Source organism: Pseudomonas sp. D5(2026), from assembly GCF_057766845.1.
In genome coordinates this window covers 1,412,813-1,438,771 of record NZ_CM173421.1, presented here as the reverse complement: position 1 = coordinate 1,438,771, position 25,959 = coordinate 1,412,813, and the positions used below count along the sequence as shown (strand labels likewise).

31 protein-coding genes are annotated in these 25,959 nt (G+C 62.0%); 12 read left to right on the top strand and 19 right to left on the bottom strand.

The genetic code is table 11. The annotated features are described in order from the left end of the window. Positions 1 to 25: 25 nt before the first annotated feature. Positions 26 to 283 (bottom strand): DUF2790 domain-containing protein, encoded by a 258-nt coding sequence (locus AC3B5Q_RS06740; RefSeq protein ID WP_003254632.1) that lies wholly within the window; start codon positions 281 to 283, stop codon positions 26 to 28. Positions 284 to 601: 318 nt separating this feature from the next. Here AC3B5Q_RS06740 and AC3B5Q_RS06735 point away from each other — a divergent pair, with 318 nt between their 5' ends. Beyond that, on the top strand, positions 602 to 1,006 hold the full coding sequence (locus AC3B5Q_RS06735; RefSeq protein ID WP_135192467.1) for a GNAT family N-acetyltransferase: 405 nt from the start codon (positions 602 to 604) through the stop codon (positions 1,004 to 1,006). Here the strand turns inward: AC3B5Q_RS06735 and def are convergent. The 3 genes from def to AC3B5Q_RS06720 form a co-directional block, all read right to left on the bottom strand. Further along, on the bottom strand, positions 961 to 1,497 hold the full coding sequence (gene def, locus AC3B5Q_RS06730; protein ID WP_021783397.1) for a peptide deformylase: 537 nt from the start codon (positions 1,495 to 1,497) through the stop codon (positions 961 to 963). The two genes, AC3B5Q_RS06735 and def, sit on opposite strands and share 46 nt — an antisense overlap. Further along, the gene (locus AC3B5Q_RS06725; protein WP_021783396.1) at positions 1,497 to 2,453 is read right to left on the bottom strand and encodes a YihY/virulence factor BrkB family protein; all 957 of its coding nucleotides are present in this window, start codon (positions 2,451 to 2,453) and stop codon (positions 1,497 to 1,499) included. The genes def and AC3B5Q_RS06725 overlap by 1 nt, the downstream gene beginning before the upstream one ends. 157 nt (positions 2,454 to 2,610) lie before the next feature. Next, positions 2,611 to 2,790, bottom strand: a complete 180-nt coding sequence (locus AC3B5Q_RS06720; RefSeq protein WP_021783395.1) for a CsbD family protein — start codon at positions 2,788 to 2,790, stop codon at positions 2,611 to 2,613. Positions 2,791 to 3,025: 235 nt separating this feature from the next. Here AC3B5Q_RS06720 and AC3B5Q_RS06715 point away from each other — a divergent pair, with 235 nt between their 5' ends. Then, positions 3,026 to 3,406, top strand: coding sequence for a hypothetical protein (locus tag AC3B5Q_RS06715; protein ID WP_103462163.1), 381 nt, complete (start codon positions 3,026 to 3,028; stop codon positions 3,404 to 3,406). 5 nt (positions 3,407 to 3,411) lie between these two features. Here the strand turns inward: AC3B5Q_RS06715 and AC3B5Q_RS06710 are convergent, their stop codons facing one another. Beyond that, on the bottom strand, positions 3,412 to 4,248 hold the full coding sequence (locus AC3B5Q_RS06710) for a CvfB family protein (RefSeq protein WP_021783393.1): 837 nt from the start codon (positions 4,246 to 4,248) through the stop codon (positions 3,412 to 3,414). A gap of 130 nt (positions 4,249 to 4,378) precedes the next feature. Here AC3B5Q_RS06710 and AC3B5Q_RS06705 point away from each other — a divergent pair, with 130 nt between their 5' ends. Continuing rightward, entirely contained in the window at positions 4,379 to 5,239 is an 861-nt protein-coding gene (locus AC3B5Q_RS06705) for a DUF6279 family lipoprotein (RefSeq protein WP_021783392.1), read from the top strand. 19 nt (positions 5,240 to 5,258) lie between these two features. Here the strand turns inward: AC3B5Q_RS06705 and aceK are convergent, their stop codons facing one another. Beyond that, positions 5,259 to 6,974: a bifunctional isocitrate dehydrogenase kinase/phosphatase gene (gene aceK, locus AC3B5Q_RS06700; RefSeq protein ID WP_028697745.1), complete on the bottom strand. Its 1,716-nt coding sequence runs from the start codon at positions 6,972 to 6,974 to the stop codon at positions 5,259 to 5,261. 204 nt (positions 6,975 to 7,178) lie between these two features. Between aceK and AC3B5Q_RS06695 the strand changes: the two genes are divergently transcribed. Together AC3B5Q_RS06695 and AC3B5Q_RS06690 are read left to right on the top strand one after the other, a co-directional pair. Continuing rightward, the gene (locus tag AC3B5Q_RS06695) at positions 7,179 to 8,054 is read left to right on the top strand and encodes a DMT family transporter (protein ID WP_021783390.1); all 876 of its coding nucleotides are present in this window, start codon (positions 7,179 to 7,181) and stop codon (positions 8,052 to 8,054) included. A gap of 13 nt (positions 8,055 to 8,067) precedes the next feature. Further along, entirely contained in the window at positions 8,068 to 8,526 is a 459-nt protein-coding gene (locus AC3B5Q_RS06690; protein ID WP_021783389.1) for a DUF4265 domain-containing protein, read from the top strand. Positions 8,527 to 8,529: 3 nt separating this feature from the next. On the opposite strand, the gene AC3B5Q_RS06685 is transcribed toward AC3B5Q_RS06690, so the two are convergent. From AC3B5Q_RS06685 to cysK, 4 genes are all read right to left on the bottom strand, one after another. Further along, complete coding sequence (locus tag AC3B5Q_RS06685; protein WP_021783388.1) at positions 8,530 to 9,411, bottom strand: DMT family transporter; 882 nt, start codon at positions 9,409 to 9,411, stop codon at positions 8,530 to 8,532. 116 nt (positions 9,412 to 9,527) lie between these two features. Then, entirely contained in the window at positions 9,528 to 9,689 is a 162-nt protein-coding gene (locus tag AC3B5Q_RS06680; protein WP_154070663.1) for a hypothetical protein, read from the bottom strand. Positions 9,690 to 9,846: 157 nt separating this feature from the next. Continuing rightward, positions 9,847 to 10,782, bottom strand: coding sequence for an aspartyl/asparaginyl beta-hydroxylase domain-containing protein (locus tag AC3B5Q_RS06675; protein WP_488392947.1), 936 nt, complete (start codon positions 10,780 to 10,782; stop codon positions 9,847 to 9,849). 173 nt (positions 10,783 to 10,955) lie between these two features. Continuing rightward, complete coding sequence (gene cysK, locus AC3B5Q_RS06670; protein WP_021783386.1) at positions 10,956 to 11,930, bottom strand: cysteine synthase A; 975 nt, start codon at positions 11,928 to 11,930, stop codon at positions 10,956 to 10,958. 132 nt (positions 11,931 to 12,062) lie between these two features. Between cysK and AC3B5Q_RS06665 the strand changes: the two genes are divergently transcribed. The 3 genes from AC3B5Q_RS06665 (at position 12,063) to AC3B5Q_RS06655 (ending at position 15,293) form a co-directional block, all read left to right on the top strand. After that, a complete protein-coding gene (locus AC3B5Q_RS06665; protein WP_135192469.1) occupies positions 12,063 to 13,136 on the top strand; it encodes a DUF748 domain-containing protein in 1,074 nt (357 codons plus the stop codon). Positions 13,137 to 13,255: 119 nt separating this feature from the next. Then, positions 13,256 to 14,101, top strand: a complete 846-nt coding sequence (locus AC3B5Q_RS06660) for an AAA family ATPase (protein ID WP_016488585.1) — start codon at positions 13,256 to 13,258, stop codon at positions 14,099 to 14,101. A gap of 13 nt (positions 14,102 to 14,114) precedes the next feature. Then, complete coding sequence (locus AC3B5Q_RS06655) at positions 14,115 to 15,293, top strand: vWA domain-containing protein (protein WP_392521045.1); 1,179 nt, start codon at positions 14,115 to 14,117, stop codon at positions 15,291 to 15,293. An 81-nt stretch (positions 15,294 to 15,374) separates the two neighbouring features. Here the strand turns inward: AC3B5Q_RS06655 and AC3B5Q_RS06650 are convergent, their stop codons facing one another. The 4 genes from AC3B5Q_RS06650 to AC3B5Q_RS06635 are packed head-to-tail and all read right to left on the bottom strand — an operon-like array spanning position 15,375 to position 19,047. Beyond that, positions 15,375 to 16,292 (bottom strand): 5-oxoprolinase subunit C family protein, encoded by a 918-nt coding sequence (locus tag AC3B5Q_RS06650; protein WP_338444642.1) that lies wholly within the window; start codon positions 16,290 to 16,292, stop codon positions 15,375 to 15,377. Next, on the bottom strand, positions 16,289 to 16,975 hold the full coding sequence (gene pxpB / locus AC3B5Q_RS06645; protein WP_135192470.1) for a 5-oxoprolinase subunit PxpB: 687 nt from the start codon (positions 16,973 to 16,975) through the stop codon (positions 16,289 to 16,291). The genes AC3B5Q_RS06650 and pxpB overlap by 4 nt, the downstream gene beginning before the upstream one ends. Beyond that, positions 16,975 to 17,751 carry a 5-oxoprolinase subunit PxpA gene (locus AC3B5Q_RS06640; protein ID WP_103444783.1) on the bottom strand — a complete coding sequence of 259 codons (777 nt, stop codon included), beginning with the start codon at positions 17,749 to 17,751 and terminating at the stop codon, positions 16,975 to 16,977. The genes pxpB and AC3B5Q_RS06640 overlap by 1 nt, the downstream gene beginning before the upstream one ends. 9 nt (positions 17,752 to 17,760) lie before the next feature. Beyond that, positions 17,761 to 19,047, bottom strand: a complete 1,287-nt coding sequence (locus AC3B5Q_RS06635; RefSeq protein ID WP_021783380.1) for an MFS transporter — start codon at positions 19,045 to 19,047, stop codon at positions 17,761 to 17,763. Between the two features lie 130 nt (positions 19,048 to 19,177). Between AC3B5Q_RS06635 and AC3B5Q_RS06630 the strand changes: the two genes are divergently transcribed. Continuing rightward, on the top strand, positions 19,178 to 20,089 hold the full coding sequence (locus tag AC3B5Q_RS06630) for a LysR family transcriptional regulator (protein ID WP_031322349.1): 912 nt from the start codon (positions 19,178 to 19,180) through the stop codon (positions 20,087 to 20,089). Positions 20,090 to 20,211: 122 nt separating this feature from the next. On the opposite strand, the gene AC3B5Q_RS06625 is transcribed toward AC3B5Q_RS06630, so the two are convergent. The 3 genes from AC3B5Q_RS06625 to AC3B5Q_RS06615 are packed head-to-tail and all read right to left on the bottom strand — an operon-like array spanning position 20,212 to position 22,029. Beyond that, positions 20,212 to 20,733 (bottom strand): DUF2937 family protein, encoded by a 522-nt coding sequence (locus tag AC3B5Q_RS06625; protein ID WP_135192471.1) that lies wholly within the window; start codon positions 20,731 to 20,733, stop codon positions 20,212 to 20,214. 10 nt (positions 20,734 to 20,743) lie between these two features. Beyond that, a complete protein-coding gene (locus tag AC3B5Q_RS06620; RefSeq protein WP_021783377.1) occupies positions 20,744 to 21,517 on the bottom strand; it encodes a class II glutamine amidotransferase in 774 nt (257 codons plus the stop codon). A 14-nt stretch (positions 21,518 to 21,531) separates the two neighbouring features. Next, complete coding sequence (locus AC3B5Q_RS06615) at positions 21,532 to 22,029, bottom strand: hypothetical protein (RefSeq protein ID WP_021783376.1); 498 nt, start codon at positions 22,027 to 22,029, stop codon at positions 21,532 to 21,534. A gap of 87 nt (positions 22,030 to 22,116) precedes the next feature. Here AC3B5Q_RS06615 and AC3B5Q_RS06610 point away from each other — a divergent pair, with 87 nt between their 5' ends. Continuing rightward, entirely contained in the window at positions 22,117 to 24,159 is a 2,043-nt protein-coding gene (locus AC3B5Q_RS06610; protein WP_488392946.1) for a S9 family peptidase, read from the top strand. A gap of 181 nt (positions 24,160 to 24,340) precedes the next feature. On the opposite strand, the gene AC3B5Q_RS06605 is transcribed toward AC3B5Q_RS06610, so the two are convergent. Further along, entirely contained in the window at positions 24,341 to 24,628 is a 288-nt protein-coding gene (locus AC3B5Q_RS06605) for a hypothetical protein (RefSeq protein ID WP_103444786.1), read from the bottom strand. A gap of 132 nt (positions 24,629 to 24,760) precedes the next feature. On the opposite strand from AC3B5Q_RS06605, the gene AC3B5Q_RS06600 reads away from it, so the two are divergent. Further along, entirely contained in the window at positions 24,761 to 25,132 is a 372-nt protein-coding gene (locus AC3B5Q_RS06600; RefSeq protein ID WP_003254676.1) for a YajD family HNH nuclease, read from the top strand. A 72-nt stretch (positions 25,133 to 25,204) separates the two neighbouring features. After that, positions 25,205 to 25,675, top strand: coding sequence for an RNA methyltransferase (locus AC3B5Q_RS06595; protein ID WP_003254677.1), 471 nt, complete (start codon positions 25,205 to 25,207; stop codon positions 25,673 to 25,675). Between the two features lie 64 nt (positions 25,676 to 25,739). On the opposite strand, the gene AC3B5Q_RS06590 is transcribed toward AC3B5Q_RS06595, so the two are convergent. Continuing rightward, positions 25,740 to 25,958 (bottom strand): aldehyde dehydrogenase family protein, encoded by a 219-nt coding sequence (locus tag AC3B5Q_RS06590; protein ID WP_135192473.1) that lies wholly within the window; start codon positions 25,956 to 25,958, stop codon positions 25,740 to 25,742. Position 25,959: the final 1 nt, after the last annotated feature.

The following is a 25,959-nucleotide window of genomic DNA, read 5'->3' as shown; positions in this document are numbered from 1 at the left end:
CAACTTTCATCGCACTACCTATCTATCACCCCTGCTGGCAACCTTCACCCATGGCCCGGTACTGAATGGTGTGCACCTGGCCCTGATGGTCTTCATAGGTCATGGTCGCAGGTACCACTTCGCAGACATTGGGGATGGTCGACAGGTTGATCACCCGCTTGATGTCCAGGTTCATCGAGTAGTCGTACTGCTGAGCCACAGGCTCGCTGGAAACGGGTTTGGCCTCATCGGCGAGGGCGAACGAGGACATACCGACCAATGCAAGAATCAGTAATGGTTTCATGTGGTTTTGCCTTTTGCGCGTTCAAGCTGATCGATTGACTTCTATTGCCGTATCCGGCGCGGAGAAGTTGTCATCTATGGTCTAGATGGCACGAAGTACCGATCCCGCTTCGTACTGCCAGGGGGGATGAACAAAATTCTACTCCCGGCCAGCAATAGTTGAACCCCGGAGTCGGATATTCACCCTTGCCGGTTTTGCAACAATCTGCGACAACGTGGCCGCAAATCATCAGGCCAGAGCCTCTGGCCACGTTTCAGGGTAGGACTCACCATTTCTGAACAATTGTCCTGTTCGAAGCTTTCGGACACAGAACGCCGTTTGCTGGACCACTTCTACCGCCAGCACAGCTCACGCATGCGCGCTGCAAGCGACGCCGAACTGTGGGTAGCACGGGCGCCTGGCATCATCGCCGGGCTGAGCTTGAGTGCGGTGAGTGAGGGGTTCTGGCTGACCGGCCTGTTCGTCGACCCGCAGCGACGCAGCCAAGGGGTGGCCGCGCGGTTGGTCGAGGCAGCGCTGGTGCAAGTTGGCGGGCCTGTCTGGCTGTTCTGTCATCCCGAGCTAACGCCCTTCTACCAGCGCCTGGGCTTCGACCTGGCCCAGCAACTGCCAGAAGCCCTGGCTAGCCGCCTGCAACGCTATCAGCGCAACAAACGCCTGGTAGCCCTGCAGCGAGGTCAGTCCTCGCTGACCTCGAGCCCGGGGAACAACACATCGGTGTAGCCGAACCTGGCGAAGTCCTGGATGCGCGAGGGGTATAGCCGGCCAATCAGGTGGTCGCACTCGTGTTGCACCACCCGTGCATGGAAGCCATCGGCAAAGCGGCTGATCGGGTTGCCGTGGGGGTCGATGCCTTGGTAGCCGATATGCTTGAAGCGCGGCACCACGCCGCGCAGGCCAGGCACCGACAGGCAACCTTCCCAGCCGTCCTCGACCTCGCTGGAGGTCGGGGTGATGACCGGATTCAGCAGAATGGTCTGCGGCACCGCCTCGGCATCGGGGTATCGCTCGCTGCGCTCGAAGCCGAAGATCACCAACTGCAGGTCGATGCCGATCTGCGGGGCAGCCAGGCCCACACCGCCTACGTGACGCATGGTTTCGAACATGTCGTCGATCAACTGCTGCAGTTCGGCACTGCCAAGCATGTGCTCGGGCACTGGCGGTGCGATGCGCAGCAGGCGTTCATCGCCCATCTTGAGAATGTCACGGATCATCAGGGGTTCGGCTCGACGCTATGAGGCTTGCTCGGGTTCGGGTGCTCGTGACCCAGTACAGTCAAGGTTTCCTTGGGCTTATCCTCGTCGAAGTCTTTCTCGCCCGGGTTCTTGCCTTCGGCTGACATGTGCTCGATCACCGCATTCATTTCGGCGCCGAGCAACAACACGGCGGCCGAAATATAGAAATACAGCAACAGCACGATGATTGCACCAATGCTGCCGTACATGGCGTTGTAATCGGCAAAGGTCTTCACGTAGTAGGCAAAGCCCAGTGAGGCCACGATCCACACCACCACCGCCAGCACCGAGCCTGGGGTGATGAAGCGAAACTGTTGTTTCACATCAGGCATCACGTAATAGATCAGGGCCACTGCCACCATCAGCAGAATGATGATCACCGGCCAGCGCAGGATGGTCCACAGTGTGACGATGAACTCCTGCATGCCGATCTGGGCGGCGATCCATTCCATCACCTGGGGGCCCAGTACCATCAGTGCTGCGGCCGCAAGCAGCATGCCAGCCAGGCCCACGGTGTAGAAAATGGAAAGCGGGATACGCTTCCACACCGGGCGACCTTCGGGCACATCGTAGGCGGCGTTCATGGCGCTCATCATCAGGCGCACGCCAGCGGAGGCGGTCCACAGGGCGATCACGATACCCACCGACAGCAGCCCGCCCTTGGATTGTTGCAACTGGTCGATCACCGGATTCACCTGCTCCAGCGCCTGGGGCGGCAATACCAGTTCCGATTGCAGACGCAGCCAGGAGAAAAAGTCCGGCAGGTGCAGGAAACCGATCAGGGCAATCAGGAACAACAGGAAGGGGAATAGCGAGAACAGCGCCTGGTAGGCCAGCGCTGAGGCATAGGTGGACATCTCGTCGTCGAGGAATTCCTTGACGGTGCGAACCAGCACGCGGTGCAGGGGCAAGCCGCGCAGGTCGGGGAAAATCATAGCGTCTCCTTTCGCCGCTTGATCGTTACAACAGACAAGTCTAATAGACCCTGCCCGTGCTGTGCTGCTCCCGGCCGTGGTTGAAGAATTTGCTTACGTATAGTGCCGGCCTCTTCGCGGGTTCGTCCGCGAAGAGGCCGGCACAGGCCGTCTCAAGTCAAGGCTTCTTCACCGCATCCTTCACATTGCCCTTTATCTGTTGCGCCTCGCCTTTCAACTCCTGCGCCTTGCCTTCGCCGCGCAGCTTGTCGTTGTCGGTCACCTTGCCAACACCCTGTTTCACGTTGCCGATCGCTTCGTTGGCCAAGCCTTTCGCTTTGTCTTTAGTACCGCTCATGGCAAAACTCCTGCAAATGGAGACACGTGAACCGTGTCGACATTAGGTGGACCCAACGCCTTCTCCAGGAGTTTCAACGGATTTCCCGGTCAGAAGCCGGACGGTAAGACTGCGGGCGAATACCGCACAAGCCGGTGAAGAGGCTCGCACATGCGCCGCCAGTTACAAACCTTGCCCCGCCCCGTGCCACCCCTCACAATGCAGGCCTTCATAGCGTCAACCCGCAGGAACCTGCATGAAACTCGACAAACCCGCCGCCATCGCCCGGCGCAACGAAGCACTGGCCCGCCCGGTGCTGACCAGCAGCAATACGCTGTTCGCCATCCTGGACAACAAACGCAACCTGTGGTGGTTCGAAGTGCCAGTGGCACTGCTGGGCAAAGGCCAGGCCGACTGGGTCAACCTGCTGCTGCACACGCCAGAAAGCGATGAGCTGCAGCACCTGAAGGTACCCACCAATTTCCTCAAGGCTCACCTGGAGCAGATGGAAGTGCGCAAGCCTGGCAAGCGCCGCTCCACCATCAGCCTGGCCCTCAGCGCCGACCGTGACTCGCTGCTGCGCGACACCCGTCCGGGTGGCGAGCAGCTGGACTTCCGCAACTTCGTACAGCCGTAACGCGGTCAGGCTTTCTCGATACGATCGTCATGGATGACGATCAGGCCCTGCTTGAACAACCCGCCAATGGCCTTCTTGAAGTTGCCCTTGCTGACGTTGAACAGTTTGCTGATCAGCGCAGGGTCACTCTTGTCGCACACCCCCAACACCCCGCCTTCGGCTTCCAGGCGCGCCATGATCTGCTCTTGAAGGGTGTCCGCCAGGGCAGCGCCTACCGGCTGCAGGCTCAGTGAAATCTTGCCGTCCTGGCGCATTTCCTTGATGAAGCCTTTCTCGTGCATGCCCGAGCGCAAGAACTTGAACACCTCGTTCTTGTGGATCAGGCCCCAGTGGCGGTTGTTGATGATGGCCTTGAAGCCCATCGGCGTTTCGCCGGCCACCAGCAGCTCGACCGGCTGACCAACCTTGTAGTCGGCCGGGGTGACATCGAGATAGCGGTCCAGGCGCGAGGTGGCAGTGATCCGGCGGGTACGCTTGTCGAGGTACACGTGCACCACGCAGTAATCGCCAATCTTCAGCGGCCGTGCCTCTTCCGAGTACGGCATCAGCAAGTCCTTGGACAGGCCCCAGTCCAGGAAGATACCGGCACCGTTGATGTCCTTGACCTTCAGGCTGGCAAACTCGCCAACCTGCACCTTGGGCTTCTCGGTGGTGGCGATCAGCTGGTCTTCGCTGTCCAGGTAGATGAACACGTTCAACCAGTCATCGACCTCGGTCTCGGCGTTTTTCGGGATGTAGCGCCCGGGCAGCAGGATCTCGCCATCGGCGCCGCCGTCCAGGTACAGACCGAAGTCCACGTGTTTCACGATTTGCAAACTGTTGTAGCGCCCAAGCAGAGCCATTTCCGATGATCCTCAAGACAAGGCGGCTATTCTACACCTGAAGCCACCACATGGCCCGACCACTCATGCAGTGGAACCGCCAGCCCGCACTTGCATCTACCTTCTGGCCAGCCTGAGGAAGGAACAGCACATGCCGCTACGCCTGCCCAAAGCCCTGCTTATCGCCATCGGCTTCGCCCTGGCCTTGGCCGCCTGCAGCCGCATCGACCTGGCCTATCGCAACCTCGACCGCCTGGTGCCGTGGTCGCTGAGCGACTACCTGGACATGAACCGCGAGCAAAGGGCGCTGCTGGACGATCGGTTGCGCGAGCACCTGGCCTGGCATTGCAAGACTCAACTGCCCGGCTACCTCGACTGGCTCGATCGGCTACGTGGCATGGTCGCCGCCGGCCAGGTGACCGACCAGGCCCTGCAACAAAGCACCCTCGACGTGCGTGAAGCGATTGGTCGGGTGACCGAGGAAATCACCCCGTCAGCCACCGAACTGCTGCGTGGCATGAGCGACGACCAGGTAGCGAAAATGCGTGAGGCCTTCCGCGAAGACATCAGTGAGCGGCAGAAGCAGTATGTGGATACGCCCTTGCCGAAGCAGATTGCCCGCCGTAGCGAGCGCATGGAAAAACGCCTGGCACCCTGGTTTGGCGAGTTGACTGCGGTACAGAAGCAACGCATCCAGACCTGGTCTCAAGCGCTGGGTGACCAGAACCGTGAATGGATCGCCAACCGCGCCCACTGGCAGCAGCAATTGCTCTTGGCGATGAACCAGCGCAACGACTCCAGCTTCGAGCCGCGCCTGGCGACCTTGTTGCAGCGCAAGGAGAGTTTGTGGACACCCGAGTACCGGGCGGCGTATCAGAATACCGAACGGCAGGCGCGCAGCCTGCTGGTGGACCTGGTGCAGCAAAGCACTCCGCAGCAGCGGCGGTTCCTGCAGGAACGGTTGGGCAAGGTACGTTCCCATTTGAGTGAGATGAAGTGTTTGAAGGAGTGACAGGCCTGCTCGACCTGACTCACCGGGCTTTGCGCCGATACGGAAATACATCGATCACTTTCCCTTCACGTATCGCCGCCTGCAGCCCCTTCCAGTAGTCCGCGTCATACAGTTCCCCATGCAAGCGGCTGAACAACCGCCGCTGGCCCATATCGGCAAACAGAAACGGCGGAAACTCTTCGGGGAACACATCATGCGGCCCTATCGAGTACCACGGCTCGCCCGACATTTCGTCCTCCGGGTAACGCGGTGGCGGAATGTGGCGGAAATTCACCTCGGTCAGGAAGCTGATTTCGTCATAGTCGTAGAACACGACCCGGCCATGGCGGGTCACGCCAAAGTTTTTCAGCAGCATGTCGCCGGGGAAGATATTTGCCGCCGCCAGCTGCTTGATGGCCAGGCCGTAGTCCTCCAGTGCCTCCAGCACCTGGCCCTCGGTGGCATGCTCCAGGTACAGGTTCAACGGTGTCATGCGCCGCTCGGTCCAACAGTGGCGGATCAGCACCGTGTCGCCCTCCAGCACCACCGTCGACGGTGCCACCTCCAGCAACTCGGCCAGGCAATCCGGCTCGAACTTGCTGCGCGGAAAGCGAAAATCGGCAAACTCCTGGGTGTCGGCCATACGGCCCACCCGGTCGACGCTTTTCACCAGCCGGTACTTGTCGATCACCGTGGCGCGGTCCACGGTTTTCGATGGCGAAAAGCGGTCCTTGATGATCTTGAACACCGTATTGAAGCCGGGCAAGGTGAACACGCTCATGACCATGCCCCGCACCCCTGGCGCCATGACAAAGCGGTCATCACTGCTGGCAAGGTGGTTGATCAGCGCGCGGTAGAACTCCGACTTGCCCTGCTTGTAGAACCCGATCGAGGTGTATAGCTCGGCAATGTGCTTGCCTGGAAGGATGCGCTTGAGGAAATTGACGAACTCGGCCGGCACCGGTACATCGGCCATGAAGTAAGAGCGGGTGAACGAAAAGATGATCGACACCTCGGCCTCGTCGGTGATCAATGCATCGGCCTCGATACCGTGGCCCTCGCGGTGCAGCAAGGGAATCACCAACGGCCACTGTTCATCGCTGTTGTACAGGCGGCCGACCAGATAGGCCCCCTTGTTGCGGTAAAGCACGGGTACAAACAATTCCACGGCCAGCGCCGGGTCCTTGCACACCCAGTCGGGCAGGCATTCGCGCAGTTGTTCTTCCAGCCGCGTCAGGTCGCCCTCCAGGTCGCCATAGGGCATGTCGAATGGGTAATCGGCGAACACCGCGCGCAGCAAGTTCCTGAGACTGCCGTCAAGCCGATAGGTACGGGTTTGCGCGGCGCGCTCGCGGCCGCGCATGGAAGGCCGGGTGGTGTGGATGAACATGCAGCCGTCGCTGATCTGGTCATGGCTGAACAGGCTGCAAAACAGCGAGTTGTACCAGGTCTCTGCCAGCTCGTCGTCCAGCCGTGGGTCGATCAGGTGGATATAGGCGTTTTTCACCAGTGGCCACTGTTCCACGTCCAGCAGCACCTCCGTGGCAAAAGCCTGACGCAGCCAGCCGTTGACTTCGGCGACTTTCTCTTCATAGAGATTGATGCGGGCGGCGGCGGCCTGCTGAATGTCCTGCCAGTGCGCCTGCTCGAAGCGCTTGCGGGCTCCGAGGGTGATGCGCTGGAAATGATCGCGGTAGTCGTCGAAGCCGGCGAGGATCATCCGGGCGATTTCGACAGCGGGCCAGGGCTGGGACATGCGTGGGGCCTCGGAGCTGGGATTGAGTACAGAGCTTAGCCGCCCTTGGCTTCATGGGTTACTGCCATTGAAGCCCCGAGCTGTAGTTGCACCTGCCTTGCCCAGAGCCCCGCAGCCCGAGAGGAATTACACAGCAAGAAAGCACAAGAATCCCCCCGCCCCCTGGCGTACACTCGCGCCCCTGCCTTGCCTTCGGAGACCGTTGTGAGCCCCATCGCCCTAGCCCGCCTGCTGACCCTTGCCGCCGTCTGGGGAGCGAGTTTCCTGTTCATGCGCATCATCGCCCCCGAACTGGGCACGGTGCCGACCGCGTTCTTCCGGGTGTCCATCGCCTGCCTGGGCCTGATCGTGCTACTCGCCGCCGCCCGGGTGCGCTGGGACTTCCAGGGTAAGCTCGGTGCCTGCCTGGTGCTGGGCATGATCAACTCCGGCATCCCCGCCACCTTCTACTCGGTGGCGGCCCAGGTGCTGCCGGCCGGCTATTCGGCGATCTTCAACGCCACCACCCCGTTGATGGGCGTGCTGGTCGGCGTACTGTTCTTCCGCGAGCCAATGACCCTGGCCAAACTCTGCGGCATCTTCCTTGGCCTGTTCGGCGTCGGCATCCTCAGCGGCGCCGGCCCGGTGGCACTGGACATGGCCCTGCTGCAAGGCGCCCTCGCCTGCCTGGCGGCCACTACCTGCTACGGCTTTGCCGGGTTCCTCGCCCGCCGCTGGATCAGCGGCCTGGACAGCCGTCTTTCCGCCCTGGGTAGCATGCTCGGCGCCACACTGATGCTGACCCCGCTGTTCGGCTGGAGCGCACTCTCCCAGCCGCCCGCCAGCTGGGGGGGTTGGGACGTGTGGTTGTCGTTGCTGGGCCTGGGGCTGCTGTGCACGGCATTCGCCTACATTCTTTACTTCCGCCTGCTCGAGGAAATCGGCCCGGTAAAAGCCAGCACCGTAACGTTCCTGATCCCGGTATTCGGCGTATTGTGGGGTGCATGGCTGCTGAATGAGCCATTGTCGATGGCGCACCTATACGGCGGCCTGCTGATTGGCCTGGCCTTGTGGCTGGTGCTGCGCCCGGCGCGCAACTGAAGCGGAGTACTGCATGAACAGCGCGTACAAAAAGGTTTTGTTCCGCCTGGAACAGGACGAGAACGGCTACCCACCGGCTTCGGTCGAGGGGCTGTGGGCCAAGGCCGTAGAAGGCGGCTATGCCGTCGACAACATCCCCTTCCATGTCTATGGCATCGCCCCGGGCGACGTGATCGACACACGTGAGGAAGAAGGCGAAACTTGGTTCGCAGAACTGCGCCACAGCAGCGGTAGCTCGGTGTTCCGGGTGGTCGTCAAACCTCCGGAAACCCTCGACCAGGTACGTGCGGCATTGCTGGATTTCGGCTGTGCCTGTGAAACCGAGCAAGCAGTGAAGATGCTGGCGGTCGAGGTCCCGCCGCAACGCTCGCTCGACACCCTGCTCTACTACCTGCTCACCCAGCGCGAAGCCGGCCTGCTGGACTTCGAGGAAGGCGTGTTGCGCCACGCCATCCCCGAAGAATTCCGCTAGGGCCTACGCTTCCGCCAGGCGCGCCGCGGGCTTGCGAAACACGAACAGCAGCCCAACAACGATCAGCCCCATGCCCAGCAAGCTTAGCGGCGCCAGGCGATTACCGAAGATCAGCAAGTCCATCACTGCAGTCACTGCCGGCACCAGGTAGAACAGGCTGGTGACATTGACCAGATTGCCCTTGGCGATCAGCCGGTACAGCAGCAAGGTTGCCAGCAGCGAGACCACCAGGCCCATCCACAGCAGCGCACCGACGAAGCCGCCGGTCCACTCGACATGGAGCGGTTGCAAAGGTGCGAACAGCGCGCACATGGCAAAGCCGGCCAGGTACTGCAGCGGCAGTGTGCCCATGGGGTTGTCGGTAATGCGCTTCTGCAGGATCGAGCCAAAGGTCATGCTGACCAGCGCCAGCAGGGCGAACAGCATCCCCGCCAGCGATACCCCGCCCAGGTTGATGCCCTGGTAGACCACCATGATCAAGCCGCCCAGCCCCAAACCCAGGCCGAACAAACGGCTCCAGGAACGCTGGCGCTCCATCAGCACCACGGTGAGGATCGGTTGGACGCCCATCACCGTCGCCATGACACCAGGGGTGACATGGGTATCAAGCGCCAACAGATAGAAGATCTGATAGGCACCGAGCAGCACACAGCCTGTACCCAGGGCGCGCAGAATGCTACCGCGAGTACGCGGCCAGCGCAGCCCTAGCAACGGGCCGATCAGCAACAGGCCCGCCAGGGCCAGCGCCGAGCGCAACAGCAGAAAGGCGAACGGGCTGGCATGCGCCAGGCCAAGTTTGGAGACGATCGCCCCGCTGCTCCACAGCAGGACGAACAGGCAGGTAGTGGCCGCAGAGGCCACGGACGCTTTGGTAAAGACAGACATGAATTGCCACCTGATAGTAGGCAGATAAGCCAAACGGACGGCGTGCGCTTCGACGTGAGAAGTGGCCGACCGTGTTCAGTAGGTTGCGCGTGCGAAGGGTTGCGGCACGAAGCCGATCAGCCCAGCACAACCACGCAATGAGGCGGAGCTACGCCGCCTACGACGCCACTGACAGGTGGTGGGGAGTGACAGATCATGACCGGCTGCTGGCTACCACGCACGACCATGCCCGCGACTGGCGCGATGGCAAAGCGTGTGGTGGAAGGAATGGCAGGCATGACAGCGGTCTTTGAAGAAGTGAATGTTCTGGAATATAGCGAGTGATTCTTCGCGGCACAAGCCTGCTTTCACAGGCTCTGCTCATCCTTCAAGGAGGGTGATGCTCTTGTGGAAGCGGGCTTGGCCCCGCGAAGAGGCCCGAACAAACTACAAAAATCAGAACAACCAGCGATACAGCAGATACGCCACCACCACCGCCAGTACCGGCCGCAGCACACGGTAAGCCTTGGGGTTGGCGCGCTTGAACTGCTTCACATGGCTGCTGATCTTGTTGCTGAAGCGCTTGCTCCAGGCGTACGCCTGGTTGATCCCACCCACGCGCTCTTCGTCGGTGTTCTGCGGCGCGGTGGCGCGGCCGAGGAAGGCACTGACCTTACGGTTGATACGCGTCATCAACGGGCTACTCAGCGGGCGCTCGATGTCGCAGAACAGGATCACGCGGGTTACGTCGGTTTCGTTCTTGACCCAGTGCACATAGGTTTCATCGAACATCACGTCTTCGCCATCACGCCAGGCGTACTGCTCACCGTCCACGTAGATGCGGCATGCGTCGGAGTTCGGCGTGGACAGCCCCAGGTGATAACGCAGCGAACCTGCGAACGGGTCGCGGTGCGGGTTCAGGTGGCTGCCGCCGGGCAGCAGGGCGAACATTGCGCCCCTCACATTGGGGATGCTGCTGACCAGCTCGACAGTGCGCGGGCACAGGGTTTGCGCCGAAGGCAGCGGTTTGTCGTACCACTTCAGGTAAAAGCGCTTCCAGCCCTTCTTGAAGAACGAACCAAAGCCGGCGTCGTTATCTTTCTCGGCGGCACGGATATAGCCTTCGTCGAACAGGCGCATGGCCTCTTCGCGGATTTCCTGCCAGTTGTCCTTCAGCACGTCCAGCTCCGGGAAGCGCTGACGGTCCAGATAGGGCTTGGACGGCACGCCGGAAAACAGGTACATCAACGCGTTGTAGGGGGCGAACAGCGCCGAATGGTTGACGAACTGGCGCAACACCGGCAGGCGGGCCTTGCCGCGCAGGTGCACGAACAGCACGCTGCCGAAAAACACCAGCAAGACACCCGCCTTGGCTGCAAAGGAAAAGGTCATGCTTTCACTCCTTGGGGAAGAGCCAGGGCTGCGCTGCCTGCTCTCCAGAAAATCATCCTGCCATCATAAACCGATCCCGCCGCGGTAAAAACAACCCGGGCGGGATCGCATTCATGAAGATTCTGCAATAAACCAGGCCGCCGATTGTTGCGCCGGATCAGCGGCAAGGCCGATTACTGTTGGTTTTCCTGCTCGCTGAACATGTCGCTGAACAGCATGCTCGACAGATATCGCTCGCCCGAGTCGGGCAGGATTACGACGATGGTCTTACCCTGCATTTCCGGTTTTTCGGCCAGGCGCACCGCCGCCGCCATTGCCGCACCGCAGGAAATACCGCAAAGGATGCCCTCTTCCTGCATCAGGCGAATAGCCATGGCCTTGGACTCTTCGTCGGTCACCGTCTCCACCTGGTCGACGATCGACAGGTCGAGGTTTTTCGGCACGAAGCCGGCGCCGATGCCCTGGATTTTGTGCGGGCTGGGCTTGAGTTCTTCACCGGCCAGGGTCTGGCTGATCAGTGGCGATGCCACGGGCTCCACAGCCACCGACAGGATGGCCTTGCCCTGGGTATGCTTGATGTAACGCGACACGCCGGTGATGGTGCCGCCAGTGCCCACGCCCGCCACCAGCACGTCGACTGCGCCGTCAGTGTCGTTCCAGATCTCCGGGCCAGTGGTTTTTTCGTGAATGGCCGGGTTGGCCGGGTTTTCGAACTGGCCCGGCAAGAAGTACTGCTCCGGGTCGGAGGCGACGATTTCGTTGGCCTTCTCGATAGCGCCCTTCATGCCCTTGGCCGGATCGGTCAACACCAGCTCGGCGCCTAGTGCCTTGAGCACCTTGCGGCGCTCCAGGCTCATCGAGGCGGGCATGGTCAGCATCAGCTTGTAGCCGCGGGCAGCGGCGACGAAGGCCAGGCCGATACCGGTGTTGCCCGAGGTGGGCTCGACGATGGTCATGCCCGGCTTGAGCTTGCCGCTGCTCTCGGCGTCCCAGACCATGTTCGCACCAATGCGGCATTTGACCGAATAACCCGGGTTGCGCCCTTCGATCTTGGCCAGGATGGTCACGCCGCGCGGGGCGATGCGGTTGATCTGCACCAGCGGCGTGTTACCGATGGAGTGGGCGTTGTCTGCAAAGATACGGCTCATGGCAGGGGTCCTTGGCATGAAAAAGCAGGGAAATGCCTCAAGGGTAAGCCCGCGGCAGTGGCCCGTAAAGCCTGTTCGAACTCAGCCCGCCGCGGTGCGGTCAACCGCACATCCTGCCTTGGAGACCGCCTCATGAAAGCCCGCTATCGCTGGCCGCTGGTCGGCCTGGCCAGCCTGATCGCACTGCTGGTGGCGCTGCACCTGGCCCTGCCCTACCTGGTGCGCGACTACCTCAACAACAAGCTGGCCGACATGGGTGACTACCGCGGCCAGGTAGCCGATGTGGACCTGGCCTGGTGGCGCGGCGCCTATCAGATCAATGGGCTGAGGATCGTCAAGATCACCGGCAAGGTGCCCGTACCGCTTCTCGAGGCCCCACTGATCGACCTTTCGGTGAGCTGGCGTTCGTTGTGGTACGACAAGGCAGTGGTAGCGGAGGTGACGTTCGTGCACCCCGAACTGAACTTTGTCGACGGTGGTAGCAAACAGGCATCGCAGACCGGTCAAGGTACCGACTGGCGCCAACAGCTGGAAAAACTCCTGCCCATCACCCTCAACGAGGTGCGTATCGACAACGGCGTGCTGACGTTCCGTAACTTCAACTCCAAGCCACCGGTCGACCTGAAGGCCACCCGGTTGAATGCCAGCATCCACAACTTGACCAATGTGCGCGACCAGAAAGGCCGTCGCGATGCCAGTTTCGAAGGTACGGCGTTGATCGCGGGGGATGCAAAGGTAGAAAGCCGTGCCACCTTCGACCCGTTCAGTGATTTCGATGACTTCGAATTCAGGCTTCGCGCCACCGGCATCGAGCTGCGCAAGCTGAATGACTTTGCCAGCGCCTACGGCAAATTCGACTTCAATGCCGGGCACGGTGACGTGGTCATCGAGGCCCAGGCAGAAAACGGCCGGCTGAACGGCTATATAAAACCGCTGCTGCGCGATGTCGACGTGTTCGACTGGCAACAGGACGTCGAGGAAAAGGACAAGGGTTTCTTCCGCTCGGTGTGGGAGGCCTTGGTGGGTGCGACCGAGACGGTGCTTAAGAACCAGCCGAAAAACCAGTTCGCTACCCGGGTGGAACTCAGTGGCAGTGTGCGCCAACAGGATATCAGTGCCTTCGAAGCGTTCTTGCAGATCCTCCGTAACGGGTTTATCCAGGCATTCAATGCGCGTTATGAGCAGCCAGCGCCGAAGTCTGACTGAGACAGCGTGACGGGGCATTCAGGGACTGAATACCCGGTCCGCGTTTTCAGTCGCCTGGCCCCGCGTTATAGTCGCTAACAAATCAAGACCAATACAGGCTAAAGCAGAGGACAGCCCCCATGAAGTTCGAAGGCACCCGCGACTACGTCGCCACAGACGACTTGAAACTGGCGGTAAACGCGGCCATTACCCTCGAACGCCCGCTGTTGGTCAAGGGCGAACCAGGCACCGGCAAAACCATGCTCGCCGAGCAGTTGGCGGCTTCGTTCGGGGCGCGCCTGATCACCTGGCACATCAAGTCCACCACGAAGGCCCACCAGGGGCTTTACGAGTACGACGCAGTCAGCCGCCTGCGTGATTCGCAGCTGGGCGTGGACAAGGTGCACGATGTGCGCAACTACCTGAAAAAGGGCAAGCTCTGGGAGGCCTTCGAGGCCGACGAGCGGGTCATCCTGCTGATCGACGAAATCGACAAGGCCGATATCGAATTCCCTAACGACCTGCTGCAAGAACTCGACAAGATGGAGTTCTACGTCTACGAAATCGACGAGACCATCAAGGCCAGACAGCGTCCGATCATCATCATTACCTCGAACAACGAAAAAGAGCTGCCGGACGCCTTCCTGCGCCGCTGCTTCTTCCACTACATCGCCTTCCCCGACCGCACTACCCTGCAGCAGATTGTCGACGTGCACTACCCGAATATCAGCCAGTCGCTGGTCAGTGAGGCGCTGGATGTGTTCTTCGACGTACGCAAGGTGCCGGGCCTGAAGAAAAAGCCGTCCACCTCCGAGCTGGTCGACTGGCTCAAGCTGCTGATGGCCGACAATATCGGTGAAGCGGTGCTGCGCGAACGCGACCCGACCAAGGCCATCCCGCCGCTGGCCGGTGCGCTGGTAAAAAACGAGCAGGATGTACAACTGCTCGAGCGCCTGGCCTTCATGAGCCGGCGCGGCAACCGCTGACAGGAGCAGGGCCATGCTGCTCAATCTGTTCAATGAGATGCGTGCGGCCAAGGTGCCGGTCTCGGTGCGTGAGCTGCTCGACCTGCACCAGGCCTTGCAAAAGCGCGTGGTGTTTGCCGACATGGACGCGTTCTACTACCTCGCCCGCGCCATCCTGGTAAAGGACGAACGCCACTTCGACAAGTTCGACCGTGCCTTCGCAGCCTATTTCAAAGGCCTGGAAAACCTCGACCGGCACATCGAGGCGCTGATCCCCGAAGACTGGCTGCGTAAAGAGTTCGAGCGCTCGCTGACCGATGAAGAGCGCGCGCAAATCCAGTCGCTGGGCGGCCTGGACAAGCTTATCGAGGCCTTCAAGAAACGCCTCGAAGAGCAAAAGGAACGCCACGCTGGCGGCAACAAGTGGATTGGTACCGGTGGCACCAGCCCATTCGGCTCGGGCGGTTTCAACCCCGAGGGTATCCGCGTCGGTGACGCCGGCAAGCGTCAGGGCAAGGCGGTAAAAGTCTGGGACCAACGCGAGTACAAGAACCTCGACGACCAGGTCGAGCTTGGCACCCGCAACATCAAGCTGGCCCTGCGCCGGCTGCGCAAGTTCGCCCGCGAAGGCGCCGCCGAAGAGCTGGACATTGACGGTACCATCGACCATACCGCGCGTGATGCCGGGTTGCTGAACATCCAGATGCGCCCTGAGCGGCGCAACACCGTGAAGCTGCTGTTGCTGTTCGACATTGGCGGCTCGATGGATGCGCACGTCAAAGTCTGCGAAGAGCTGTTCTCGGCCTGCAAGACCGAGTTCAAGCACCTGGAGTATTACTACTTCCACAATTGCGTTTATGAATCGGTGTGGAAGAACAACCTGCGCCGCACGTCAGAGCGTTTTTCCACCTTCGACCTGCTGCACAAGTATGGTGATGACTACAAGGTGGTGTTCGTCGGTGACGCGGCCATGGCGCCCTACGAGATCACCCAGCCAGGCGGCAGCGTGGAGCATTGGAACGAAGAAGCCGGGTATGTGTGGATCCAGCGCTTCATGGAAAAATTCAAGAAAATCATCTGGATCAACCCTTACCCCAAGCAGGCCTGGGAATACACCGCGTCGACCCATCTGGTGCGGGACCTGATCGAGGACAAGATGTATCCGCTGACCCTGCAAGGGTTGGAGGAAGGGATGCGCTACCTGTCCAAGTGAGGTTGCCCGCTCCAACATCGCCGTCAAGGCATGCACAAGACTTGTGTAGGAGCGGGTTTACCCGCGAAGAGGCCGCCCGCTCTACCGCCAACGGTTCAGGTAATCCTGCTGCTCCCGCCAGGCCTCGTCCTGCACCACCGCCCTGAACCGCACAGAAGCCCCCGGCATGCATTGCGCCAGTTGCGCCAGCGCCAGCGGCGTCAGCGCGCCCAGCCGCGGGTACCCACCAATGGTCTGCCGGTCATTGAGCAACACGATCGGCTGCCCGTCCGGTGGCACCTGCACAGCCCCCAGCGGAATCCCTTCAGAAATCATCGGCGCGCCCTGGTAGACCAGCTGCGGTCCCAGTAAGCGGACGCCCATGCGGTCGGCCCGCCTGTCCAGCGTCCAGTCACTGTTGAACGCTTCGAACAGGCTGGTACCGCTGAATTCACCGATCTGCGCGCCTATCACCAGGTCGAGCACCGGCTTTTTGGCGAACTGCGGGCACAACGCTTGCGGCACTTCGCGCAGGGTTGCTTTGCTACCGGTAAAAGCTAATGCCTGGTCTTTAGCCAGCGCAGCACCCTGGCCATCGATGCCACCCAGTGCTTCACGTACCACAGTGGCACAACTGCCCAGCACGTCCTCGCCCTGAAACCCGCCAGGTGCCGCCAGGTACGCCCGGACGCCCCGCTTTGGCTGTTTCAGGGTCAAGCGCTGGCCCTTGGCCAGGGCAAAGCTGCGCCATGGCGCCAAGGGCTGATCATCGACCCTGGCATCCAGGTCGGCACCGGCCAGGGCCAGCACGCAATCCTGTTCGGCCACCACGCAAAAACCACCCAGCGCCACCTCGACCACTGGCGCCCCCAACGGGTTGCCCAGCAGCCAGTTGGCCCAGTGCATCGCCACCCAGTCCAGCGCCCCGCCCTGGGTCACGCCCAAATGACGCACGCCAAAGCGCCCGGCATCCTGTAACTGGCACAACGGCGTACTGGCCTCGATCCTCAATTGCTTCATCCCTGCGCCTCCACATCACCACCCATGGCCAGGAATTCACTGCGCGAAACCGGCACAAAGCGCACCCGGTCACCGGGTTGCAAGAGGCTGTAACCCTCACGCTCACGGTCGAACAACCGCACCGGGGTGCGCCCGATCAGGTTCCAGCCACCCGGCGATACTGCCGGATACGCCGCCGTCTGACGCTCGGCAATGCCCACGCTGCCCGCCGCCACGCGCTTGCGCGGGGTACTCAGACGAGGGCTGGCCAGGCGCTCATCGACCAGGCCCATGAAGCCGAAACCAGGTGCGAAGCCCAAGGCAAACACCGGGTAATCACGCTCGCAATGCAAGCGAACAATCTCGGCTTCACTCAAGCCGCTGCGGGCCGCCAGCACAGGCAGCTCGGGGCCGACACTGGCGTCGTACCACACCGGGATCTCGTGTCGGCGGCCGCTACTGCCGGTGTCAGGCTGCAAGCCGTCCAGCGCCTGAGCGATTCGCGCCCTCGCCTCGCCCGGCGGCAGGGCAGACTGCACCATCAGCGTGGTGTAGGACGGCACCAGGTCCAGCAAGTGCTCGCCGAACGCCGCGCTCAAGCGCCGGCTGGCGGCGAGCATCCATGGCATGTTGGCCTCATCGATACGGTCGAACAGGCGTACCATCAGGCTGTCGATGGCGACCACTTCGATTCGCGGCTTCATCACGCCTCCAGCCCATCGAGGGCCTGGCGAATCTGCCGCACCGCAGCCACCGAACTGTCGTTGTCGCCATGCACGCAGAGGGTGCGGGCGGCGAGCTGCAAGGCACTGCCATCGTCAGCCAACAGCGTTTCGCCTCGGGCCAGACGCACAGCCTGCTCCACCACCCGCGCCGGGTCGTGATGCACCGCGCCCGGCAGCCGCCGCGACAGCAGATGGCCGCTGGCGGTGTATGCGCGGTCTGCGAACGCCTCGAACCACAGCGGTACGCCAACTTCATCGCCCAGTACCTGGGCGGCTCGGTTGTCGGCGGTGGCCATCAGCATCAACGGCAGGTTGCTGTCATAGGCCGCTACGGCCTCCAGCACGGTACGCAGCTTGAGCGGGTCGGCCATCATGTCGTTGTACAGCGCGCCGTGGGGCTTCACATAGGCCACGCGACCACCCAGCACTTTGCAGATGCCATCCAGCGCACCGATCTGGTAATGCAGCAGGTCGCGGATTTCTTCCGGGCTGCAGGCCATGGAACGGCGGCCAAAGCCGACCAGGTCCGGGTAGGCCGGATGAGCGCCGATAGTCACCCCGTGCTCCAGCGCCAACGCCACGGTGCGGCGCATGATACCGGGGTCGCCGGCATGGTAACCGCAGGCGATGTTGGCGCAATCGATGTAAGGCATGACTTCGGCATCCAGGCCCATGCGCCAGCTGCCGAAACTCTCACCCATGTCGCAATTGAGTAGCAGGCGTTCCACCACGCGGTCTCCCTTGTCGTTGTGCATATGCCTACCTTACCGCGCCTGCAGCTGTTTGCCGCGGGTTTCCGGCAAGCTCAAGGCCGCCACGATCACAATGCCGTAGGACACCGCAGAAAACACGCCGATACCCAGGCCCAGCGGAACATTCTGGCCGAGCATGCCGATCATCAACGGGAACAGCGCGGCTATGACCTTGCCGATGTTGTAGCAGAAGCCCTGCCCCGAACCCCGAATGCGCGTAGGGAACAGTTCGGTCAGAAACGCGCCCATGCCACTGAAGATACCCGAGGCGAAAAAGCCCAGCGGGAGGCCCAGCCACAGCATCACGCCATCGCTGACCGGCATCTGCGTGTACAACAGCACAATGACGAAAGAGCCCACGGCGAACAGGATGAAGTTCTTCTTGCGCCCCAGCAGGTCGGACAGATAAGCGCTGACCACATAGCCCACGTACGAGCCGACGATCACCATGGCCAGATAGCCACCCGTGCCCAGCACACTCAGGCCGCGCTCGTTCTTCAGGAAGGTTGGCAGCCACGAGGTGATGGCGTAGTAACCGCCGAGCGCGCCGGTGGTCAGCAGGGATGCCCGAACGGTGGTCCAGAGCATGCCCGGCGCGAAGATTTCGTAGAAGCGCGAAGGGGCCTCGGCGTTTTCCACTGCCTTGGCCTTACGATACACCTCAGGGTCCTTGACCAGGCGGCGAACGAAGATCACGAAAACCGCCGGTACCAGCCCCAGCAGGAACAACGCACGCCAGGCCTGCTCTGCCGGCAACCAAGAGAACAGCAGCGCATAGAGGATGGCCGTGAGGCCCCAGCCAATTGCCCAACCGGACTGCACCATGCCGACCGCCTTGCCGCGGTCCTGGGCACGGATCACCTCGCCGATCAACACCGCGCCGGCGGTCCACTCGCCACCGAAGCCAAAGCCCATCAGGGTTCGGGCAATCAGCAGTTGCTCGTAGTTCTGAGCGAAGCCACACAGGAAGGTGAAGAAGGCGAACCACAACACCGTCAGTTGCAGGGTACGCACACGGCCGATGCGGTCGGAGAGGATACCGGCCACCCAGCCTCCTGCAGCGGAGGCGATCAGCGTGCTGGTGTGGATCAAGCCGGCTTCGGTGGTAGTGAGCCCCCACAGCATGATCAGCGTAGGGATGACGAAACTGAGCATCTGCGTGTCCATGCCGTCCAGGCCATAGCCAATCTTGCAGCTCCAGAAAGTACGTCGTTGCTGTTTGTCGATGTCGCGGTACCAGGCGAAAGGCCCGGTCGAACGGAAGGAACTGACCTGCTGCTGCACGCCGGTGGGGTTCATGGATGCCTCGGCTTGTTGGTATTGTTTTATGAGCGACATAAAGCGTCGCGGCCTGGGCGACATTGTTCAGAGGCCGCCTCGCCTGCGTCCAACGAAAAAAACCGCCGGTCTGGAACAAGAAAAACTGATCATGAACCTTCGCTTCCTCGAAACCTTCGTCTGGGTCGCCCGGCTCAAGAGCTTCCGCCTGACGGCAGAAAAGCTGTTCACCACCCAGGCTTCGGTATCCAGCCGTATTGCCGCACTGGAGGCTGACCTGGGCGTGAAGCTGCTGCTGCGCGATTCCCGCGGCGTCAGCCTGACCCCGGAGGGCGGCAAGGTACTGGAATACGCCGAACGCATGCTGGAAACCGCCAAGGCCATGAAGCAATCGCTGGACAGCGACCGGGCCAAGGTCGGGCGCATTCGCATCGGGGTGATGGATACTGTGATCCACACCTGGATGAGCGCACTGGTGGCGGAGTTGAGCGAGCGATACCCGCAGGTGGAAATCGAACTGGTGGCCGACACCGCGCTGAACTTGCGCGAGCAGTTGCAGAAGGGTTTTCTTGACGTGATTTTGCAGACCGACTTGCTACGCGAGCAATCGATCCGCAGCCTCGACCTGGCGCGCTACCCAATGGGCTGGGTGGTAGCCGCAGGCGCCCACCAGCACCGGGACTATGCGTCGCTGGCCGAACTTGGGCGCGAGCGTATCATCACCTTCTCGAAGAATTCACGGCCGCACCAGGAGGTACTGAGCTTGCTGCAGACTGCGGGGGCAGAGGCGCCGCGGTTGAATTGCGTGAACTCGGTGGCGGCGATTACCCGGCTGTTGCGCGACGGCTTTGGCATTGGCGCGCTACCGCCGGCGCTGGTGGATGCCGACTTGGGCCGGGGCGAGCTGGTGCTGCTGGAAGGGTTGCGGCCGCCGCCGAGCCTGGAGCTGGTGGTGGCGTGGCAGACCGGGGTGGCGTTGGTAGATGAGGTGGTTGGGGTTTGCCGGCAGGTGCTGGAGCGTTATGCGCGGGATGTGGGTGGGCAGCGGATCGTGCTGGTCTGAACGACGGTCTCTGCCTGTACCGGCCCTTTCGCGGGCTCGCCCGCTCCCACTCCCGCCAGGCCTGTGATAATCCTGTGGGAGCGGGCAGGCCCGCGAAAGGGCCGGTACAGGTACAGCAGAACTTAGCGCCAGCTCTCTTTCACCACCCTGCGCCGCCCGCCCAGGATCAGCCAGCCAATCCCCAGCAACAGGCTTTCGACCACAAACGCCAGCACAAAACCGGCACCAACCCCCCAGCCGATCGCCTCGGGCACCAGTAGAATCTGGTAGCTGTAGCCATTGAGGGTTTCTTCGCGCAACTGCGGGTCGGCCTGCACCAGCACATGCCAGGTACGCTCGGCCCATGACCCTTGCAGCACCTGCCATTCATTTTCCAGCAGTTCGTTGCGGATCATCAGGCTTTCGATGCTGTTGGCGTCACTGATGAACACCGGGTCATCGCTGCTGCGGTAGTGCTGCAGCAGCGCCTGCAAGTCGCCCTTGAAAAAGCGCTCGGCCGTTTGCCGGAACCCATCGAGCGCCTCGCGCGATTCGAACAAGTGCGCCTCGACCCGCTGGCTATAGTCCTTGACCAGCCCCGGGACCTGAATACCGGCCAGCAGGCCGAAGGTGAACAACAGCAATCGAAGGTAACTTCTGAACATGCAGGCGTCCTTAGCTCTGGCCGTGCGCCACGCACTCGCCGTGCCGCCACAGGGCCCACTGACCCGGTGCGTAGCGGTGCCAGGACTCGTTCTCGGTCAGGGCCTCGGTGGCAATCACCGTGACCACGTCGTTGGGGGTGGTTTCGGTATGAAAATCGACGATCAGGTCGACATCCTTTAACCGTGCGGCACCAAATGGCGCACGGCGGGTAATGTGCACCAGCTTGGTCGAGCAAAAGCAGAACAGCCAGTCGCCGTCGCTGAGCATGCAGTTGAATACGCCCTGACCACGGTAGCCGGCACAGGCTTCGACCAGCACTGGCAGCAGCTGTTCCACCGGCACCGGTTCCGGGAAAGCGCTGCGGATGCGGTTGAGCAGGTCACAGAAGGCCGCTTCGCTGTCGGTGTCGCCCACTGGCCGGTAGAAACTGGCCAGGCCCTTGAAGTCACCCAGCTGGCCGTTGTGCGCGAAGCACCAGTTACGGCCCCACATTTCCCGCACGAACGGGTGGGTATTGGACAAGCACACCCTGCCGACATTGGCCTGACGGATATGACCAATCACCACTTCGCTTTTGATCGGGTAGCGCTGCACGAGGTTGGCCACTTCCGACTCGCTGCTCGCAGCCGGGTCCTGGAACAGGCGCAGCCCGCGGCCTTCGTAAAAGCCTATCCCCCAGCCGTCACGGTGCGGGCCGGTACGCCCGCCCCGCTGCATCAGGCCGGTGAAGCTGAAAACGATGTCGGTAGGGACGTTGGCACTCATGCCCAGCAGTTCGCACATCGGAGTGTCTCCGTTTACAGGCGTGGTTCGACCCGGCCTGCGCCACGCGCAGCGGCTGGCGGCGAGTCGTCACGGTAACGGTCGCTGCGCTCGGCTGCCAGCGGCGCTTGGGCGCCGAGCTGATCATCCTCGGCCAGCTGACGCTTGGCAGCGGCTTCGGCCTGTTCACGGCGTGCGTGCGCGCGCTTTTCAAGCGGCCAGCGCAGCAGGACGAAGAGGAAGTACAGGCCGAAAGCGATCATGCCGTACATGACGAAGTCGGACACAGCGCGCCAGGCGTTGTTGCCGACCTTGAAGGCAACATCCAGCGCAGTGATGGCGATTGCCGGGGCGAAGCTGTCCTTGACCGGATCGACGATGGTCGGGGTCAGCAGCAGCACCGCCAGCACCACCCGTAGCGGTTCGCGCAGCCAGCGCCACATCCAGCCGGTGAGCTTGAAGCCCACCAGCAGGCACCCTAAGGCGGCCACTGCGTACAGGCCCCAGGCGAAGGTGTAGTCGTTCTCGGTCATGGTGTTCGTGCAAGCCAGGCAAAGAGTTGCCTATGATAAACACTTTTCAGGGCGCAGACAGTGTTTGCCCCAATCAAGAGATCTTCAATGCCAACCAAGCCCCAACCCCCGATTGCCCAAGCCAACCAGGCAACCGACCCGTATGCCTGGCTGCAACAGCGCGACACCCCAGAGGTCCTCGCCTACCTGCAAGCTGAAAACGCCTACCAGGAAGCCTGCCTGGCCGACCAGGCCCCGTTGCGTGAGCAACTGTTCGAAGAGATCAAGGGCCGCATCCTGGAGACCGACCTGTCACTGCCGGCGCCCTGGGGCCCCTACCTGTATTACACCCGTACCACCGCCGGCGACGAATACCCGCGTCACTACCGCTGCCCACGCCCGGCCGATGACTCGAACACCGTCGATGAACGCCAGGAGCAACTGCTGCTCGACCCCAACGTCCTGGCCAACGGCGGTTTCCTTTCCCTCGGCGCGTTCAGCATCAGCCCCGACCACCGCCTGCTGGCCTACAGCCTCGACACCAGCGGCGACGAAATCTATACCCTGTACGTCAAAGACCTGGCCAGTGGCAGTGTCACTACCCTGCCCTTCGACGACTGCGACGGTAGCCTGACCTGGGCCAACGACAGCCAGACACTATTCTTCGCTGAGCTTGACGACACCCACCGCCCATGGCGCCTGCGTCGCCACACCTTGGGCACTGACGCCGCGCAAACCGTGTTCGAAGAGCCGGACGGGCGTTTCTTCCTGCACTGCTACCGCACCAGTTCCGAGCGCCAGCTGGTACTGCTGCTGAACAGCAAGACCACCAGCGAGGCCTGGGTACTGGACGCCGAAACCCCGCAGGCACCGTTCATCTGCCTGGCGCCGCGCGTCGAAGGCCACGAATACTTCCCCGACCATGGCCAGCTCGACGGCCAGTGGCGCTGGTTCATCCGCACCAACCAGGATGGCATCAACTTCGCCCTGTACCATGCGCCAGTCGCGCCAGTACCAAGCCGCGAACAGTGGCAGGTGCTGGTGGCGCACCGCGACGCGGTCATGCTCGAAGGCCTCAGCCTGAATAGCGGTGCCCTGACCCTGAGCCTGCGCGAAGGCGGCCTGCCGATCATCGAAGTGCACCCGCAAGGTTTGCCGGCCTACCGTGTCGAGCTGCCAGACGCCGCCTACAGCCTGTACGTGCAGGACAGCCTGGAATTTGCCAGCACTCGCATACGCTTGCGCTACGAAGCGCTCAACCGCCCGGCCCAGGTGCGCCAACTGGCGTTGTCCACGGGCGACCAGGTGGTGCTCAAGCAAACCCCGGTGCTCGGTGCATTCGATGCCGATGATTATGTCAGTGAGCGCCTGTGGGCAACCGCAGCGGACGGCACCCAGGTGCCGATCAGCCTGGTACGCCGCCGCCAGGACCTGGGCAAGACCGTGCCGCTGTACTTGTACGGCTATGGCGCCTATGGCGAAAGCCTCGACCCTTGGTTCTCACATGCGCGCCTGAGCCTGCTGGAACGTGGCGTGGCCTTTGCCATCGCCCATGTGCGGGGTGGCGGTGAACTGGGGGAGGCCTGGTACCGCGCCGGCAAGCAGGAGCACAAACACAACACCTTCAGCGACTTCATCGCCTGCGCCGAGCACCTGATCAGCCAGGGCGTGACGGCCGCCGACCGCCTGGCCATCAGTGGTGGCAGCGCTGGCGGCCTGCTGATCGGCGCGGTGCTCAACCTGCGCCCGGAACTGTTCCGCTGCGCCATTGCCGAGGTGCCATTCGTCGACGTGCTCAACACCATGCTCGACCCGGAGCTGCCGCTGACCGTGACCGAGTACGACGAATGGGGCAACCCTGAAGAACCAGAGGTGTATGAACGGATCAAGGCTTATGCGCCGTACGAGAATCTGAAAGCGCAGGCCTACCCGGCGATGCTGGTGGTGGCGGGCTACAACGACAGCCGCGTGCAGTATTGGGAAGCCGCCAAATGGGTGGCGAAGTTGCGCACGTTCAAGACCGACAGCAACCTGCTGCTGCTCAAGACCGAGATGGGGGCTGGGCATGGTGGGATGAGCGGGCGGTACCAAGGGTTGAAAGATGTGGCGCTGGAGTATGCGTTCGTGTTTGGCGAGCTAGGTATTGCCTAAACCCAGGTTTGAGCACCCGCGCGATTGGACTGTGGGAGCGGGCAAGCCCGCGAAGCCAACACCGTGGTGGATGGCACGGGCTTCGCCCGTGTTCGCGGGCAAGCCCGCTCCCACACCCGCCAGCTTCAGAAATTGAGCAAGACAGTTGCTCCAACATGATGACGGCGTGGGCCGCTCATGCTCAATCATTCTGGGCCGGCGGCTTCGGCGGCTTCGGCGGCTCCGGCCGCAACCCGGGCAATGGCTGGTCCTTCGGCGGGCCGGGCACTGGCATCGGCGGCAACAACGGCGCCCCCGGCTGACTGTCATAAGCCTTGGGCGGTGTACTCGGAGTTATCTGCGGGTATGGCGTGGGCGTGGGCGTACCCGGTGCACCAGGCACTGGCGTATTGAGTCGAGGTGGCGTGCTGGCAGCTTCTGCCAGAGGCAGGCCAGCCATCAACAGCGCGGCGAGGATCGCGTGAAACATCAGCAACCTCCTGTCGGGAACCTTGCTACAGGCTACGCCTAAATCAACGCTTTCGCCTGTCCGCCTGACCTGCAAGCGCGCTAGACTCAACGGCATAACCGTCACCTGCCTGATCAGAACAAAGGAAACACCATGAGCTCCACCTCTTCTGCCGCCGCTACCGCGCGCCTCGACCGCATCCTGGCCGATGCCAAGCGCGACAAGGAAATGGGCTACCGCGACAAGGCCCTGAGAATGTACCCGCACGTGTGCGGCCGCTGCGCCCGCGAATTCGCCGGCAAGCGCCTGAGCGAGCTGACCGTGCATCACCGTGACCACAACCACGACAACAACCCTCAGGACGGCTCCAACTGGGAGCTGCTGTGCCTGTACTGCCACGACAACGAGCACTCGCGCTACACCGACCAGCAGTACTTCAGCGAAGGCTCCACCAGCACCCCGAGCATTGCCAAGGCTACGCACAACCCGTTTGCCGGGTTGGCGGGCATGCTGAAGAAAGACTGACCATCGATTCGCCCCCCGCTGCTACCGGGCAGCCCGTATAATCGCGCTTTTTTTCGCGAAGGGCCCCGGTACGTGGCAAACAAACGATACAGCTGCATCGGCCTGTTCAACCCCAAGTCGGCAGAAAACGTCGGCTCTGTGATGCGCGCCGCGGGCTGCTATGGCGTCAATTCGGTGTTCTACACGGGCAAACGCTATGAGCGCGCGCGTGACTTCGTCACCGACACCAAGCGCGTGCACTACGACATCCCGCTGATCGGCATCGACGACCTGCAGCGCATTATCCCGCTGGGGTGCACGCCAGTGGCGGTGGAACTGGTGGAGGGTGCGCGGCCATTGCCGGACTACACCCATCCGGACCGTGCCATTTACATCTTCGGACCAGAGGATGGCTCGTTGAGCGAAGAGGTGCGGGGCTGGTGTGAGGAGACAATCTACATACCAACCGAGGGCTGCATGAACCTGGCGGCGACGGTGAATGTGGTGCTGTACGACCGCTTGGCCAAGGGGCTGAATACCCGCTCGGGGCCCAAGTTCAAATAAAAAGGCCGCCACTGCGGCGGCAGGACAGACCTGCCAACACAGGGCGACCGAGTGCTGAGCTCCGTCAGAACAGCACCGAAACCGGGCCGAACATTGCCTCGACAAACCATGGGTTGTCGCGATCAACGTTGCCGACGATGGTTGGCTGCACGCTCCCCATCCTCGGTTTCGCCCCGTGAACAATGCTGAGTTTCTGCTCGGCGGTGTATTCCAGGTACGACTTGATACGCTTGAAATGCGACTTGCAGACGATGCCGCCCTGCCGATTGTCAGGCGCAGGGATA